The 17,102-nt window shown below is 34.1% G+C and carries 17 protein-coding genes and 1 pseudogene; 12 read left to right on the forward strand and 6 right to left on the reverse strand.

Features of this window, described 5'->3' with window-relative positions; genetic code table 11:
* Positions 1-157: 157 nt before the first annotated feature.
* From I600_RS02025 to I600_RS02050, 7 genes and pseudogenes are all read left to right on the forward strand, one after another.
* Positions 158-880 (forward strand): alpha/beta hydrolase, encoded by a 723-nt coding sequence (locus I600_RS02025; protein WP_082642870.1) that lies wholly within the window; start codon positions 158-160, stop codon positions 878-880.
* Positions 881-957: 77 nt separating this feature from the next.
* On the forward strand, positions 958-1,557 hold the full coding sequence (locus tag I600_RS02030; RefSeq protein ID WP_058102840.1) for a DUF6642 family protein: 600 nt from the start codon (positions 958-960) through the stop codon (positions 1,555-1,557).
* Positions 1,558-2,105: 548 nt separating this feature from the next.
* Complete coding sequence (locus I600_RS02035; protein ID WP_245188827.1) at positions 2,106-2,720, forward strand: hypothetical protein; 615 nt, start codon at positions 2,106-2,108, stop codon at positions 2,718-2,720.
* A 33-nt stretch (positions 2,721-2,753) separates the two neighbouring features.
* Complete coding sequence (locus I600_RS19275; protein ID WP_167342506.1) at positions 2,754-2,951, forward strand: hypothetical protein; 198 nt, start codon at positions 2,754-2,756, stop codon at positions 2,949-2,951.
* A gap of 101 nt (positions 2,952-3,052) precedes the next feature.
* A complete protein-coding gene (locus I600_RS02040; protein WP_058102841.1) occupies positions 3,053-3,970 on the forward strand; it encodes a TolB-like translocation protein in 918 nt (305 codons plus the stop codon).
* A 9-nt stretch (positions 3,971-3,979) separates the two neighbouring features.
* The gene (locus I600_RS02045) at positions 3,980-4,660 is read left to right on the forward strand and encodes a DUF6624 domain-containing protein (RefSeq protein ID WP_157490830.1); all 681 of its coding nucleotides are present in this window, start codon (positions 3,980-3,982) and stop codon (positions 4,658-4,660) included.
* Positions 4,657-5,049: pseudogene (locus tag I600_RS02050) on the forward strand (DUF6642 family protein); the annotation flags it as partial. The gene I600_RS02045 and the pseudogene I600_RS02050, both read left to right, overlap by 4 nt.
* 12 nt (positions 5,050-5,061) lie before the next feature.
* On the opposite strand, the gene I600_RS02055 reads toward I600_RS02050, so the two are convergent.
* Positions 5,062-5,940, reverse strand: coding sequence for a LysR family transcriptional regulator (locus tag I600_RS02055; RefSeq protein ID WP_245188828.1), 879 nt, complete (start codon positions 5,938-5,940; stop codon positions 5,062-5,064).
* A 100-nt stretch (positions 5,941-6,040) separates the two neighbouring features.
* On the opposite strand from I600_RS02055, the gene I600_RS02060 reads away from it, so the two are divergent.
* The 5 genes from I600_RS02060 (at position 6,041) to I600_RS02080 (ending at position 11,501) form a co-directional block, all read left to right on the forward strand.
* Complete coding sequence (locus I600_RS02060) at positions 6,041-6,949, forward strand: DUF1338 domain-containing protein (protein WP_058102844.1); 909 nt, start codon at positions 6,041-6,043, stop codon at positions 6,947-6,949.
* A gap of 192 nt (positions 6,950-7,141) precedes the next feature.
* Entirely contained in the window at positions 7,142-7,339 is a 198-nt protein-coding gene (locus I600_RS02065) for a hypothetical protein (protein ID WP_167342508.1), read from the forward strand.
* Positions 7,340-8,063: 724 nt separating this feature from the next.
* Positions 8,064-9,353, forward strand: a complete 1,290-nt coding sequence (dcm, locus tag I600_RS02070) for a DNA (cytosine-5-)-methyltransferase (protein ID WP_058102846.1) — start codon at positions 8,064-8,066, stop codon at positions 9,351-9,353.
* Complete coding sequence (locus tag I600_RS02075; protein WP_058102847.1) at positions 9,346-10,782, forward strand: MutH/Sau3AI family endonuclease; 1,437 nt, start codon at positions 9,346-9,348, stop codon at positions 10,780-10,782. Before dcm ends, I600_RS02075 begins: the two co-directional genes overlap by 8 nt.
* 47 nt (positions 10,783-10,829) lie before the next feature.
* The gene (locus tag I600_RS02080) at positions 10,830-11,501 is read left to right on the forward strand and encodes a hypothetical protein (RefSeq protein ID WP_058102848.1); all 672 of its coding nucleotides are present in this window, start codon (positions 10,830-10,832) and stop codon (positions 11,499-11,501) included.
* Between the two features lie 902 nt (positions 11,502-12,403).
* Here the strand turns inward: I600_RS02080 and I600_RS02085 are convergent.
* The 5 genes from I600_RS02085 to I600_RS02105 form a co-directional block, all read right to left on the reverse strand.
* On the reverse strand, positions 12,404-13,201 hold the full coding sequence (locus tag I600_RS02085; protein ID WP_058102849.1) for a CPBP family glutamic-type intramembrane protease: 798 nt from the start codon (positions 13,199-13,201) through the stop codon (positions 12,404-12,406).
* Between the two features lie 66 nt (positions 13,202-13,267).
* Entirely contained in the window at positions 13,268-14,098 is an 831-nt protein-coding gene (locus I600_RS02090; protein ID WP_058102850.1) for a class I SAM-dependent methyltransferase, read from the reverse strand.
* A 21-nt stretch (positions 14,099-14,119) separates the two neighbouring features.
* Positions 14,120-15,883 carry an efflux RND transporter periplasmic adaptor subunit gene (locus I600_RS02095; RefSeq protein ID WP_058102851.1) on the reverse strand — a complete coding sequence of 588 codons (1,764 nt, stop codon included), beginning with the start codon at positions 15,881-15,883 and terminating at the stop codon, positions 14,120-14,122.
* Positions 15,884-15,885: 2 nt separating this feature from the next.
* A complete protein-coding gene (locus I600_RS02100) occupies positions 15,886-16,377 on the reverse strand; it encodes a DUF305 domain-containing protein (RefSeq protein WP_058102852.1) in 492 nt (163 codons plus the stop codon).
* Positions 16,378-16,389: 12 nt separating this feature from the next.
* Positions 16,390-17,097 carry a PepSY domain-containing protein gene (locus tag I600_RS02105; protein ID WP_058102853.1) on the reverse strand — a complete coding sequence of 236 codons (708 nt, stop codon included), beginning with the start codon at positions 17,095-17,097 and terminating at the stop codon, positions 16,390-16,392.
* Between the last annotated feature and the right edge of the window lie 5 nt (positions 17,098-17,102).

Below are 17,102 nucleotides of genomic sequence, written 5' to 3' on the forward strand. Positions count from 1 at the left end.
CAAAAACACGTAAAAACAAATCATTGCTTTAATTTTATACTATACCATCCCAAAACAAATACACTTTATCTATAAAATTAAAAATATATAGTTACCACTACATGTAAGCAAATACCCTAAAGGCAGACTCATACACTTATAACCAACAACACTATTTATGAAAACGATTTTCTCCTTTGTCTTAAGCTTAAGCTCCATTTGTATGTTCGCACAGAAAACTATAGACTTTCCTTCTAAAGACGGTTTACTGATTACTGGAGATTATTATGAAGCCAAAGGGAGCGAAACCTTTATACTCCTTTTTCATCAAGCAGGGTGGAGCCGTGGAGAATATAAAGAAATAGCACCCAAACTAAACACTTTGGGTTATAATTGCTTGGCAATTGACCAACGTTCTGGCGGAGCGGTAAATTCCGTTACCAACCAGACCAATCAAAGAGCGGTAGCGGCAGGGAAGGAGACCACATACCTAGATGCTTTTCAAGATATTGAAGCAACCGTAGCTTATGTTAAAAAAGCATATTCCCCAAAGAAAATCATTATTTGGGGCAGTTCCTATTCTTCTTCTTTGGTACTTAAATATGCAGGTGACCATCCTGATCAGATAGACGCTGCCTTGGCATTTTCTCCCGGAGAATATTTTGGCAAAGACGATTTCATAAAAAATAGTGCCGCACACATTAAAGTACCTACGTTTATTACTTCCGCACAAAACGAACAAGATAATTGGGCGGCAATAAACCAAGCGATACCAACTACAAGAAAAGTAACCTATGTACCGGCAACGGCAGGAAATCATGGTTCGCGAGCGTTATGGGAAAAGTTCAAGGATAATGATGGCTATTGGAATGCCGTAAAAAACTTTTTAAAACAATTATAGTTTATCCCAAAAACGCTAAAAAGAATACAACAGTTGCTGTAATTTTGTATTTCATACACCCCAAATAATACAAAAGCTTGCTAGAAAAAAGACGACAATTACCCCAAACCCAATTAACAGATGAAGACCATTTCATTTACTGTTTAGAAGGTGTCGATGATATAGAAAACGAATTGCTGACCGAAGCGCAACAAAGCTTGGAACAACTGGCCATGAAATATGGTATTGCAAGTATTTATAAAACATGCGATACTATTGAGGGTCTGGAAGACAGTTTAAACGCACTGGTCTTAGATGATCACAATTTTAAGGACTATGAAATCATCTATTTGGTGATGCATGGTGAAGCCAATAGCATTTGCTTAAACGATTACTATTATACCTTACAGGAAATTGCAGAGATTTTTGAAGGACGATTAAAAGGAAAGATTTTACATTTCTCCAACGCAAAAATTCTAGATTTAGACGAAGAGGAATCGCAATACTTTTTAGATATCACTGGCGCAAAAGCTGTGTCTGGTTATGGCAATGCATTTAACGGAGTAAGTAGCGCCAACCTTGACAAGGCATTCTTCAACTTATTTAAAGAAGATGATGATATGTTTGAAGTGGTAGAAGAACTGCACCAAAGACATTACAATATCTGTAAAATGTTGGATTTTAGGTTGTATTATTAGAGTTGACGATAGCAACAAGTGTATACACACTAATTTTTCTTTATTCTCTGTTTGCTTTAGTTATCATTAACTAGGGTAACCTGCACTAGCTTTGGTTGAAAATCAAGATGATGTCTATTATGCCAAAGGCACCATTAACATGTATCAATTTTAAAAAGTAGTAGGAGAGGGACAAGTAAACAAAGCCCTGAGCCATTTTCTAGAGGACTGGAACACTACCAATAGAATACTCAAAACAAATACAAACCGATATGCCACAAGCGAAGATCTTATAGGTTATTTCAGAAAAGTTACGCCAGATTCGCTACAGTACTTGGCAACTGATTTATTTGAAAGTGTTAAGCCAGCGTCTGTAAAATAATAACTTCATTTTAGAAATTTACTATAATGCTAGCATCAGAACAATTCATCCCTATTATTTAACAGTTCAGTAATTCGTGTTTAATATTTACCTAAAGCTAATAGACATTTGCAGTATGAAACTCTATATCATTATAGAGTTTCATTAAAAAAGAAATCATCAATCATTAATCAAAAAACGAACAATCATGAAAAAAATTAAAATGTTATTAATCAAAAATCAAATCGTATCAAAAATAGCTTGTGTAGCCTTTGTATTAATAACTAGTATTACATACGCGCAGAACACAAATACCGGAACAACACAAAGGGAGGGTTTTATCTTTGAATTTGCAGTAGGAGGAGGTATTATCAGTTTAGAAGATAGTGCCGGTTTTCAAACTTTCGACAAATCTCAAGGAACTTTTGTATTTCCAGATTTAAAGTTTGGCTATATGTTAAATGAAAATCTTGCCATTACTGCCGCAATGCCTGGGAACATATATAAGTTTCAGGATAATGACAGGCATTTTGGAGCTTTTGTTCCATCGCTACAATACTGGGTAAAAGATCGTTGGTGGATACATGGAGGAATAGGTCTAGCTGTAGATTCGCCAGCACTATATGATATTGAAGACAATGTAAATGACGATTGGAACTTTGGTTGTGCTGTAATGGCAAGTACAGGTTACGAAATTTACAAAAAGAAAAACTTTGCACTTAATCTGCAGTCTAAATTAGTTCTTGGTCGTGCATCGTTAAGTGGTGACGCACATAGAGACGCTGTACTCTTTAATATAGGTGTAGGGTTTAGTTGGTTCTAAGCATTACAACCTATTCATATGTAAGCATTGCTAATGAATACAAAAACATTACAAAAAATAGGTGGGTTCTGTTCCATTTCTCTCGGATTAATCTACATCATAGCGTTTATAGTTTATGGTGGAATTTTAGATTATCCAAAAGCAGACGCAACGGATACTGAAAGTTTACATTTCTTAATTGACAATTATGTAAACATCCATGATTCGCAAACCAGATACATCCTTAGTTGAATACATAAGATCGTAATTATTTAAAATTCTGAATAACATCTTATTACCCTATTTATTACTAGTTTTAAAGTGTTCAAGCAAAACCAAAATAGAGCTTAAAAATGAAGAAAACCTATTTTATATCGACACTTATATTGTTTGCTTTACTGTATGCTTGTAAAACTGAATCAGAGCATACAAATAATCATATTACACCAACCTTTAAAAACGCATACTTAGGTCAAAAGCCACCGGGTTTAACTCCCATACCATTTGCTCCAGGTCTTGTGTCTACAGAAATTTATGAGTACGATGGTGCATTCTCCAAAGATATGAAAGCATTTTATTTTATAAGAAGAGGAGAAGAACATAAAAAATCAGCTTTTTATGAATACAAATACAATGAAACGAACGGAAAATGGGAAAAATCTGAAATAGCATCTCCATGGATTGGAAGACCGGTAATAGCTCCAGATGGTGAAACCATGCATTTAGGTGACAAGTATCTAAAAAGAACAGAATCTGGATGGTCAGAATTACAAAGCCTTGAGCCGCCTACGGTAAGTAATGATTCTATGTATATTATGAGGCTTTCATCTTCTTCGAAGGGTACATATTATTTTGACACCTATAAGGAGAACGATCCTACCTTTCCAATTCGCTATTCACGTTTAATTAATGGTAAACACGAAGAGCCCAAAGCATTACCCAAATCTATAAATACAGGAACTTTTTTAAGCCATCCATTTATTGCCCCAGATGAATCTTATATATTATTTGATGCTGAAAGAGAAGATGGTTTCGGAGATGCTGATATTTATATCAGTTTTAAACAAAAAGATGGTAGTTGGGGCAATAGTATCAATTTAGGTGATAAAATAAACACCAACGCGTGGGAAGCTTCTGCAAGTATAACCCCAGATGGTAAATACCTTTTCTTTAGTAGAAATGTAGGTACAGACGATTTTGCAAATGTAGATATTTTTTGGGTTGATGCCACAATCATTAATGCATTAAGACTTAATCAAACTAATCAATAGTTAAAACCAATGAAATATATAGTATTATTTAGTTTACTAATAACGATGAGTTGTTCCAATACAACGAAGTCGAAAGAAACATCGACAACTTCAAAAAATCAACAAAACTTTATTGCCGTTCTTGACACCATTTGGGCAACAGAGCAGAATCCGATTAGATCTAGAGATTCATTAATTTCTATATATGGTGTCGACTCTGAATTAGTGAAAGCAAAGCAATTGCTTATTGATAAAAATCACATAATCAATGAAAAAAAAGTAAAAGATATACTTGACACATATGGCTGGCCAACAAAAGAAATGGCTGGAGAGCGAGGAAATTGGACCATTTGCAACGTTATTCAACATTCAGATAATGAAGTTCGAATTCAATATCTACCCATGATGAGACAGGCTGTAAAAGAAAAAAAATTAGAACCTCGTTTTTTGGTTAGAGCAGAAGACAGAATTGCAACAGAACGAGGAGATTTACAAATCTATGGAGGACAGATGAAATACTACCCAGAAACCAAGAGTTTTAATCTATGGCCGGTTTTTGAACCTGAAAATATAGATAAAAGAAGAACCGAAATCGGACTCGATTCAATTGCTATATTCCTGAAGAATAGATTTGATTTTGAATGGAATCTCGAAGAACAGATAAAAAGAACAAAGGAGTTTGAATTAGCAAAGCAAAATGATAACAAATAGTCTTAGATGATCATAATTTTAAGGATTATGAAATAATCTACTTGGTCATGCATGGCGAAGCCAATAGTATTTGCCTAAACGATTACTATTATACTTTACAGGAAATTGCAGAGATTTTTGAGGGCCGATTAAAAGGCAAGATTCTGCATTTCTCTAACGCCAAAATTCTAGATTTGGACGAGGATGAAGCCCAGTATTTTTTGGACATCACCAACGCAAAAGCTGTCTCTGGTTATGGTAATGCTTTCAACGGCGTTAGCAGTGCCAACCTAGATAAAGCCTTTTTTAATCTTTTCAAAGAAGATGATAATATGTTCGATGTGGTCGAAGAATTACACCAAAGACATTACAATGTCTGTAAAATATTAGATTTTAGATTGTATTATTAGAATAGAACTGCGTTACAGCATCTCCAGAAAAAAGGGTAAAGCCAAATTCGTGTTGTTTTGGGACCAAACGGCAAACAGCTCGGTTTCCTGGGGTACATTATCCAATTCAATGAATTTAATTTTAGTATTGTGGTCATCCCTAAGGGAGTTGGGTACTATAGAAATACCCAATCCGCCTTCCACTAGCTTAAAAATCGTAGGGGCATGAATTGATTGATGCGATATTTTAGGCGCAAATCCATAATCGTTACAAAGCGCTACAATTTGGTCATAATACATTTGACTGTTCTCATTTGGCAATAAGATGAAAGACTCGTCTGACAATTGCGACACATCCTTAAAATTAGATGTAGAAATTGCATGATCTCTTGGCAATACCAAAGCGAATTTTTCTTTAAAGACCGACTTAATTTTCAGTGTACCGGGAACAACATTAGAGCGTATAAACCCAATATCAATTCTGCCTGCTTCCAAAGCGGAAAGTTGATCGGTGTTACTAAGGTCGTTCAGGTAAAATTCAATATTGGGGTGCGTTTCGGTAAATTTCTTGATAATAGTAGGCAAGTATGTTTGCATTGCAGAAGCTACAAATCCAATTTTAAGCAATCCTTGTTTGCCAGATACTGCAGATTTCCAACGTTCCATGGAAACGGTAGCCTGATTTTGTATCAGCATAGCCTCTTGTTTAAAAAGAATTCCCTCAGCACTTAAACGCACCTTTCTATTGTTGCGTATAAACAGACTTTTTCCCAAAATAAACTCTAAACGCTGTATTTGTTGGCTCAAGGCAGATTGTGAAATGTACAATTTCTCTGCCGCCTCACGGTAGTGTAAGGTATCTGCCAACACTAAAAAGTAGTGGAGATGTCTAAATTCTAATTGATTAGTCATACTTATCAATAAATGTACAATGTTAATTGTTAATTGTCAAATTAGATAAGAACTTTGTAAAATAATTATATCTAATATTTAGTTTTAATACCTGGTTGCTATGAATTTTCAACAAAATACTTCTTTAGATAAAGTGTTGACCGCTTTGTTTATTCCCTATAAAAAAAGCGTTACCGATGTAGAAAAAATCTCCAAGGCAATGATCGATGCCGATATGATTTCTAGCGAAGATGAAATCGTTAACGATCATATTGCTTTTAGAACGTTAGGTGTTCCTAATTTGGGAATTTCTTCTTTTGAAAAGATATTTTTGCACTACGGATACACCAAAATGGACTCCTATTATTTTCCAGGTAAAAAACTCGATGCCTATTGGTATGCACCGCCAAGCCCGGAGTATCCTAGAATTTTTATTAGTGAGCTAAGAGTACAAGACCTATCTAGTAAAGCGCAACGTATCATTTCTGAATATACCAACGCCATCAATACAGACCCTATGGATACCATTGATTTGGACGATACAAAGGCAGTTGGTGATTTTTTCTATCAGCCGTTATGGAAATTGCCAACCTTAGCCCATTTTCAACAACTATCGGAGGAAAGTGAATATGCCGCTTGGGTGATTTACAATCGTTACTATTTAAATCACTACACCATTAGTGTTCATGATTTGCCTTCCCCATATAATTCTTTGGAAGTATTCAATGAGTTTTTAGAAGGATTGGGAGTTGTGCTTAATACGTCTGGCGGAAAAATAAAAACCAGTAAGGACGGTTTATTACGCCAAAGTAGTTCGGTAGCTGAAATGGTTGAAGCAACCTTTGCACATAACGAAACCATGAAAATTTCAGGAAGTTATGTGGAATTTGCAGAGCGCTCCATACTGCCAAAATTTGCGTCTTTAGACAAGAATGAAATACAAAGAGAGCATAGGAGGGAAGGTTTTGAAGCTGCAAATGCTGATAAAATCTTTGAAAGTACTTATTTGGAGCAGACTTCAAAGAAGTAAGCATGTTTACTGTTGATATACAGCCAGTTTGTAAGTATTCATGAATTTCCTGCTTCAATTTCGCCATTATATCATCTCGCACAAAAAATATTTTGCCGTATCAAAAAAAAATATAAATTGAACAAGATATATTTTAACACAACATCTAATTCATCAAACAATATGTATAGCAAAGATGTATACGACAAATTAATGAATGAAGTATTGAAATCTAATGAGTATGCGATGAAAAAATTACTTAAATATCTAAAAGACAAAAGTCTGGAAGAAATAGTAATTGAAATTGATGATATGGATGAGGACGATTTAGAAAGTCTAAATAAATGGGCGTTAAAAGCAAAAACCTATGAAGTTTGCCAAGCAATACAAAATATTCTTTCTTCGAAGTAAATTCTAAATTATTACATCAAAATGTTCCGTATTTTTTTAGGTATGGCAAATAGATTTCAACAAACATTGTTCTGCGTAATGTAACTCTGCTTGAGTAAAGCAAAGTATTTGGTGCTATACATTCTTTAATGTATCTTTTAATAATTCTCTTTTATAAGGTAATGAAACCGAGGTACGAGCTTCATGAACTCCTTTAAAAAACAATAAATACCTTATGAATAAACACTTATTAACTTACCGATTTACATAACCCGTGACAAATAAAGTTAGCCAGTGGCTGATATTATTTGGCGGCGAGATGAAGCGGCTGCCTCAATTAGAATATAGTTGAACTTACCGTAATTTCGTTTTTACATAATTACTTTGTTATAATTCTGCTGCGTACCTTATAACGTAACTATATAAAATAGCGCGGAAATGCGCTATCCACTAAACTACTATATTTGTACTATAATGATCTGTATTATGTTACTTTGCTTTGGTAAAAGCAATAGTTTCATTTGCTGATTTTTCTTTTAAAAGTTTTCTTCTCCAAAGCTTTTTTTACTAATGCTAATGAAACACTTTTTACACGAAACGACGATAGGAGAGAAGTGAATGTGTGTGAAATGGGATTAAGTATAGAATATTGAAAAGTACTTCATCAATTTATTACTATCGCTGTTATATTTAGGTTTAAAAATCATATTTTTATTTTTTAAAATTTACATTTAAAGATTATTATATGCCAATTAGAGTTGTTGAACTTTTTGCTGGAGTAGGCGGATTTAGAATAGGATTAGAAGGATATCCAAAAAAGAATGATGCAAATTATGATGTTGTTTGGAGTAACCAATGGGAACCTAGTACTAAAGCACAACATGCAAACATGGTCTATGAGAATCGTTGGCCAAATGCTAATCATTGTGGAGAAAACATTGAAGAAGTAATAGAAAACAAATTTGATGAAATACCAGATCATGATTTATTGGTAGGTGGATTTCCTTGTCAAGATTATTCTGTAGCAACAACTTTAAAAAATTCTAAAGGTTTAATTGGAAAAAAAGGAGTTTTATGGTGGAGTATTGAAGCTATTCTACGAAGAAAAGCTGAAAACAGTCCAAGATATCTTATGCTTGAAAATGTAGATCGGTTGTTAAAATCTCCATCAAAACAAAGAGGTAGAGATTTTGCAGTTATGTTAGCTTCATTAAATAACCTTGGTTATGCTGTTGAATGGAGAGTCATTAATGCTGCTGAATATGGAATGCCACAGAGAAGAAGAAGAGTTTTCTTTTTAGCTTATCGTAATGATACTAATATCTACAACAGAATTTTAGAAACACAAGACAAAGAAGATTGGCTTGATTCTGATGGAGTAATAGCTTCGGCTTTTCCAGTTCGAGAGATAAATGAAAAAATAAATAGAGGTAATATTGAAGGAGATTTAATCAATATTTCTGAAGAATTTAATAAAGGTGAAAAAAATAGTCCATTTGAAAATTGTGGAGTGATGATTAATGGTGAGTTTACAACAGTTAAAGTAAAACCAGATTATCATGGATTAAAACAAACTCTTGGAAGTAAATTAATTGATATTGAAGAAGTGCCAAATGAGTTTTTCATATCACAAGAAGATATAAATAAACAAAAAGGCTGGAAGTATCTTAAAGGTTCTAAAAGTGAAGTAAGACAGACTAAAGAAGGCTTTAAATATAATTATAGTGAAGGGAGTATGATTTTTCCAGATGCATTAGATAATGCTTCTAGAACAATTATAACAGGAGAAGGAGGCAAGTCACCATCAAGATTCAAGCATGTGGTAGAACAAAATGGGAGATTAAGAAGATTAACTCCAAAAGAACTTGAACGTTTAAATATGTTTCCTGACAACCATACAGAGTTAGATGGAATATCCGACACTAAACGAGCTTTTTTTATGGGAAATGCTTTAGTTGTTGGAATAGTTAAAAAATTAGGAGAAGAATTAAGCGAAAGAGTAGATGCTGATATAAACGAGGAACAATTTGCATAAACAATTACCATATGATGAAAAAGACCCTATCTCAATTGAGAATTATTCTAAAGGTCTAGTTAATAAATCTTTGAGAGATTTATACGGTAATGATTTAGAAAATGCATATTCTGGCAAAGGCAAACTTGGACAATTAGTTGAATTCTTATATTTTGGGTATAAACCAAACTCTAATCCTGAACCAGACTTCCCTGAAGCAGGTGTAGAATTAAAAACCACTCCTATAAAAAAAACCTCAAAAGGGCTTGTTTCTAAAGAGCGATTGGTTTTCAATATCATAGATTTCGAGGAAGAATATAAATATACTTTTAAAGAAAGTAGTTTTTGGAAAAAAAACAGTTTTTTACTCTTATTGTTTTATTTATATGAGAAAGATAAAATAGATATAGATTATCTGTTTAAAATAGCTAGATTATGGCGTTTTCCTTTGACTGACTTAAAAATTATTAAAGACGATTGGAATACAATTGTAACTAAAATTAAGTCTGGAAAAGCTCATGAAATTTCAGAAGGAGATACTTTGTATCTTGGTGCTTGTACAAAAGGATCTACAGCTTTAAAATCAAGAAGAACACAACCATTTTCAAATGAAAAAGCGCAACAAAGAGCATTTTCATTAAAATCAAAATATTTAAACTTTATTATAGCGAAAAGTTTAAAAGGAGATAATAATTTAACAAAATTTGATGATGAATATCTTCAATTTTTGGATGAAGATATTAATGCATTAAATGAATCTAAACCTGGATATGGTAATTTATTTGAGAATCATGAATCTATAATTAAAGATGTTAATGATTATAAAAAAGGGCAAACTTTTGAAGATGTAATTATTGAAAAATTCTCAAAATATTATGGTTATTCTGAACAAGAGCTAAAAGATAAGTTCAACCTAAATGTTAACTTAAGAGCAAAAAATAAAAGTTATGTTTTTGCAAAAGCTATATTAGGCATTAGTAAAGACAAAATTGAAGAATTTGAAAAAGCAGAAATAGAATTAAAAACTATTAAGCTTGAAGTAACAGGTACTTTAAAAGAAAGTATGTCTTTCGCACAAATAAAGTATAAAGAAATCATTAATGAAGAATGGGAAGAATCGTATTGGTTTAACAAGTTAACCAAACGCTTTTTATTTGTAATCTTTCAAAAAGATGAAAATAAGATTGCGAGATTAAAGAAAGTAATGTTTTGGACTATGCCAATTAAAGATTTAGAAACAGCAGAAAAGTTTTGGGAACACACCAAAGATAATGTCCGAAAAGGGGATTATGAAAATTTCTGGAAATTGAAAGATCACAATATTTGCCATGTAAGACCAAAAGCTGTTAATTCTAAAGATTTAATGGAAACTCCTCAAGGAACTTTTGAAAAAAAGAAAAGTTATTGGTTAAATAGCAGATTTATCTTAAAACAAATTTTTAATGATTAACCCAATAAATAGGAATATAAATAATTGGAGAATAACTATAAATGATAATGGAACAAACAACTGGCCGTAATCATATTAATCGAAATAAGTTAAACCATTTAGCAAATGATAGAGTTTGTAAAATAGTCGGTTGTAATAATGATTTTAGAATCAATAGAACTTCCGGTTTTTGTGATAATCATGAATTTCATGAACATGATTTATATTTAGAATTACATGATCCTGCAGGAACTTTAGTTAATGCTCCTGCACACAAGGACATAATTGATGCTTTAATTGAATGGTCTTCAACTAGGAATTTTGGCTTATTACCTTTTTTTTCTAGTCTATCTTTTAATTCATTAGGAAATGTTCCTGACGTATCCACTTTAGCGGGAAAAGTTGTCCATCCAGGAATTACAGTTCCAACAATTGGTTCTATTTATGATTCATTAATTGAGGTAATAAATAATTACTTTCCTGTAAACAATAACTCTTCATATCAACCATTGAAAACTCCTAGAGGTGAAATTCCTGCTATAGTTTTAGCTTATACATTTGCTGGTTTACTAATTTGTGAAGAAGCAAATAGAGGTGATAGATGGTTTTGTAGAATGGTAAGGAAAGAAGAAGCAAAAACCACTCAATTAGGAGCAGCAATGCCTATAGCGTATTTTGCAACTAGAATATTTCCTTGGGGTGTAGAAATGAATAAATCGGCTAGAAATCTCACTAGGTAGAAATGACCTCATAAAACTTTGGCTAAAAAAATAGGAGAGTGGAGCGTTAAGAATTTTACAGGGCTGGATAAAAAAATAGTTTACCGCTACAATTGGTTAGATTGCCTTTAAGCGGTCTTAAGGGCTTTAAATGGTTCCTAAAATTTAGCGACCAACTCGTACACCTGCCTGACGGCAGGCAGGTTGTTTCTAAATTCCGATAGCTACCAGAACTGTAAGCCTTGTTTTTTTGTTTCGCGGCCGCATCATCTCGCTCAAAGATACTTTGCCGTATCAAGAAAAAAAGATAAACATTACACTTAATGGTTAAAATGTTTAAAGTCTATTTTACATAATATTAAAAGTACTTAAAGTAATTATTGAAACAGAGCTAAGTGGTAGCAAGTGCTAAGAATTTTACTCGCAGAGAAAATTTTAGCTCTTGCGGAAAGCTGACTAAATGTTCATGAAAAATTTATGCCGTATAGTTTCTTATAAATCCTTTATTTCAAAATAATCTAAAAGTTTTGCTTTTTTTGGCGCTGGCCAAGCGTTGGCAAATTGTGTTTAGAAATGAACGCATTAAAGAGTTTATTTTTAAAAAACAATCGAGCGCTTGGTAGCGGCTATTTTACATAACCCGTGACAAAAGTTTCGTTTTTACATAATTACTTTGTTATAATTCTCCTGCGGGCCTTATAACGTAACTATGTAAAATAGCGCGGAAATGCGCTATTCACTAAATTACTATATTTGTACTATAATTTATATTATGTAAAATAGACTTTTAAACAACCCACTATCCTATACAAATTTCATAATTATACATAACCTAGGAAATACTAACTTATAAGTCCACCTACATCGTCTCACCGACTTTTCATCAATAGGATAATTATAAGTTCACGTTAGCAAATTTCAAACTAAGAAACCTTTTTAGGTTCTGAGTGAATATTAAGCGGCATGAAATACATAAACACCAACATGATCAGAAAATATAATACGGCAAATATGGTATACGTATAATCACCGGCATCTGGAGAAATTGGTAATAATACCAAAGACATGTTCAACATAGATTGTATCACCAAAACACAAATACCGCTTTTAGTTTTTGAATACACTATGGCACACATACCTGCTGCGCCCATCATATTCAAGAATAAGGGCCACACCGGTAAATCTTCTATAACGCCCACATTGATATAAACAGACGGCAACCACCATAAAGACCATACAAAACCAATAATCTGAGTTGCCAAAAACGGATTTATTTTCTTTGACAGTACACGCACGGCATACCCGATCCAGACCACCTCTCCCAAAAATGCCCATGATAACAAGAACAACGTGAATTTTAAAGTGGGTATATACAATTGGAACTGAAGAAAAGATATATCATTATGGTATATGGCTTTGATCGATAAGGTGATGAGACCTATGGTAAATGCAAAGAGCAAACTAAACAAATACCATTTAGGGTGTAGCTTCCACACTGCCATTGGTCTGAACAAATTCTTGATACCTTCATTCCCCTTGGTAATTTTCACTATAAATACTAACAAGAAAAACAGTGCATAAAACCTACCATTGGTATATGGAAAAAAATCTATAATCCCCTTACTTTTTGCGTAGGTGATCACAAAATTCAACAATGGCGCCAGGGTTAAAAATATCCAGATTTCATACTTTTTTAAAAAGTTGATTATTTTTGTGGTCATCGGTATTCTCTTAGTTGTGGTTTGGTTATTTATTTGAAATACTAGGCTGAATCTTTATATGATATCCTAAAGGTTTATGGCGCCGAACACTCCAAAATCGGCTTCTTTTTGCACCCCTTCTATTACGGATTGGTACCATAAGCTAAATCCAGCATCTTCAAAAAGCTGTGTGTAGTTATGGGAAAATGACCGCTCTATTCCATAAGGTTGCGAATTTGGGTTTTTAGTGAAATCAACATCTACCCCAATGGGTTCTATGGCAATGAAGATAGTGTTTCTTAAATGGTTTAAATATTTAAACAAATGCTTTAATTGTTGTTGTGTAAAATACTCTAAAACACCACCTGAAGTAATAATAATTATATTGTCCGTTCCGTTTTTCCTAATCCATTCAGCACCATCCGCGGCAACGAAATTTAACTTATGATATTGCTGGTATTTTTTAGTATTAAATTCAATTTGATCAGTACTTAAATCTATACCTACGAATTTCTCTATTTGCGGAAACTGTCTACTCAAATACTCTAGAACCTCACCATTACCCGTACCTATTTCTATCATGGTATGGTATTTTTCAGGATTGCCCTTAAGGAGCTTTATAAGGCTTTGAAAAACAGGTAAACAATGTGGTAGAAAAAAATCGTTTAACACACTTCCTTTTTCCGAGAAATACTTTCTACCGGTATGTTTCCAAAAGTTTTTATGATAGTTGGCCAGTAGATTGAAATCTTCATTTTTCTCCGCTTGTTTTAAAAGGGCTGCACGCATTAATCGTTCATTAAAATTCAATTCATTACCCACATTAAAACTGATTCCCTTTTTTATGAGGGATTCAGCTTTTTTATATTGCAACTGTACTAAAATTGCACCTGTTAATTCTTTCAATTGTCTCTTCATTTCCTCTTCCTATTCAATGGTCTATTGAATCACCTGTATTACACTACCACAGGTTAACATACCACTATCGTAATAAGGGTTTCTAATTTCTTCATCAAGACTTAGCCATACCGCACCTTGGTTACTATTGGCCATAGGACAACGTTGTACGTATAAATTTTCTGAAGGTGATTTCAAATTCATGGCCATTGCTACCATATGTTCATTTAAGACTACTAAATGTTCCCTTTGTTGTCCTAGATGACCACTATTACCAATTGCCGAGAACATGGCTATACTTTTTTCCAAATGTTCTTTTTCAAGTGTACCCAAATCCTTTTTGGGTAATGATTTAAAAGCAGCAGCAGCTTTTTTGGCCAAAGAAGTAATTTGCTGGGGTTCACCAGAAACAAACGCATCTTTCATTTCCAAATAGGTATGCAAGGCCTTTGAAAAATCATCTTGAAAAGACTTTGAAAATTCCATCTCCATATGAGATGATGTTTCTGCTTTATTACTACTAGCTTCCATCCCAGTATGATGTTCATGTCCGGTCATTACCCTACCTCCCATTTTGTTCATCATAGATTTCTTACCCTGTAACTGTGCAGCAGCATCAATGGTAAACGTACCATTGGTAACAATTTCTTCTCCATGCTGTAAGCCGCTAGCTATACTTATGTTCTCACCGTTTCTTCCGTTGATCTTTACTTCCCGCATTTCAAAAATGGGTTGATCCACACTAGTTTTTACGTATACCAAAGACCGCTCCCCCGTCCACATTACAGCACTTGCAGGCACGGTTATAACATCCTCATTATGGTTGTTTTCACCAGAGATTTTACCGGTAACGAACATACCCGGTTTAAATAAGTCATCTGTATTTTTTAGAATGGCCCTAACAATGACCGTGCGGGTAGCATTGCTTAAAATTGGGTCTACAAAGGATACTGTTGCCTCAAATTCTTTTGCAGCATAAGCATTTGACACTACTTTTATTTTCTGTCCAACTTTTAAACTTGATATTTGATTTTCATAAGCATCGAATTCTGCCCAAACCGTAGTAAGATTACTCACTTTTAATATAGGCTGGCCTTGTTTTACGTAGTCCCCTTCCCTAGCCGTAACCTCTGTAACGGTACCGGTTACCGTAGCATAGATCGGAAAATTGTCCTTAACCTTACCTGTAGTTTCAATTGCGGCAATTTGAGCATCGGATAATTTCCACAATTTCAATTTATTTCTCACCGCTTCATATAAAGCCGGTTGAGATTCTTTAAGGGTTGCCGTGGTCAAAAGCTCTTGTTGTGCCGCGACCAAATTAGGGGAGTAAATGGTTGCCAATAGCTGGCCTTTCTGTATCTTTTGACCCTCATAATTCACATGTAAACGTTCTAAACGACCATCAAAATAACTGGCCTGTACCGCATTATTCTCATCATTGGGTACAATTTTACCGGAAAGTAAAATACTGTTATCCCCAGATGCACCAGCAACCGATCCTAAAATAGTTGTTTGAATATTTGCCAAGGCAATGGCATTTTCGCTCATTTTAATTTCGTTGGCCGAAAGTCCGTCCGCACCTGTCTCCGCAGGTATTAAATCCATACCACATATGGGGCAATCCCCTGGTTCTGGCTGCATGATCTGTGGATGCATAGAGCAGGTCCACATTTCACTGGACCCAACCTCTTCATGGTCATGATCATTGTGCACTGTTTCAGTAGAATTAGTGCCAAATATAAAATAGCCACAAAGCAACCCTACAAACACGGCGGCAACTAGGTAAAGAACATTTTTCCTCATGCTTATTTTTCGTTTTCAAGGCGCTGGATCATTGCCTTCATTTCTTCAATTTCCTTTTTTTGTGCTTTGATAATATCATTGGCCAACTTTTTGACCTCTGGATCCTGAATATCTGCACGTTCACTGGTTAAAATTGCAATAGAATGATGCGGTATCATTGCCTTCATCCACAACACATCGCCTACAATGGGCGCTTGTACCCTAACCAAGCCCAAAGCACCTAAAAACAAAGCTATACTGCCAATGATTATAACCATATTCTTCTTTCTGTTCTTATACATATTGCGCATGGCAAAAAACATGATCAATGCCATGGTTGAAATACCCAAACAACTCATATAAAACCTTGTGAGACTAAAATAAACATGGTCTATAGCATAGGTATTTAAGTACATGGTGATGTACATGGCCACAAACGATGCTCCTAGCATCAGCGCAAATTTTGTATAGTTATTGGTATCCATTTTATGATTTTTTTGTTCTTCTGTTTTCATGATTTTTTAGTTTTAATTCAATTTCTTTTTAATTTTCCTGATAGTAGGCGAACTTGTATACCACAACAAAAATCCGCTACCAACGGTAATCAATCCCAAAAGGGAAAAGGCCCTAAGTATTATATTATTAAAATTGTCCCTGCCTTGATAATCCATAGTGTGGGTCATCCAAAGAAAATCAAACCAGCGCCAATCTCTATATCTAACTGTTTGAAACCTGCCATTGTTGACAGCTACATAAGCCTTTAAGTTTTTATCTGTCTTATAAGAAATTTCATAAGCAGGTAGAGGTCTTCCGCGATATTCATGATGCTTGCCCACAGCATCAATTCTCTGTATTTGCCCAAGTTCTAAGTCAGAAAGCATAAAGCGGTCAGCAACATTTAATGCCTCTTGTTCTGTGAGCCCTTCTTTTATTGCCCCTGTACGTGCGTTAAAGATCTTTGTATTGTTGATCCAATAATACGGTTGCCCAGCAATTTCAAGCAATTCTAAAGTTTTGATAGGTTCTTGAATAGCTATTTGGGAGCTTCCTATCAAATTTGAAAAAGATGCCTGTTCAGGAACTACTTTCTTATAATGATCCCCGTGTATTTCATCTATATCCGTCCAGCTAAAATACATTCCACTAATAGTCCACATCAAAAACTGAATACCCAAAAAGATACCCAAATACCTATGTGCTTTTCTTATTCTTAATGCCGTTTTACGCTTTACCATTTTTT

Source organism: Maribacter dokdonensis DSW-8 (genome assembly GCF_001447995.1).
GTDB lineage: Bacteria > Bacteroidota > Bacteroidia > Flavobacteriales > Flavobacteriaceae > Maribacter > Maribacter dokdonensis.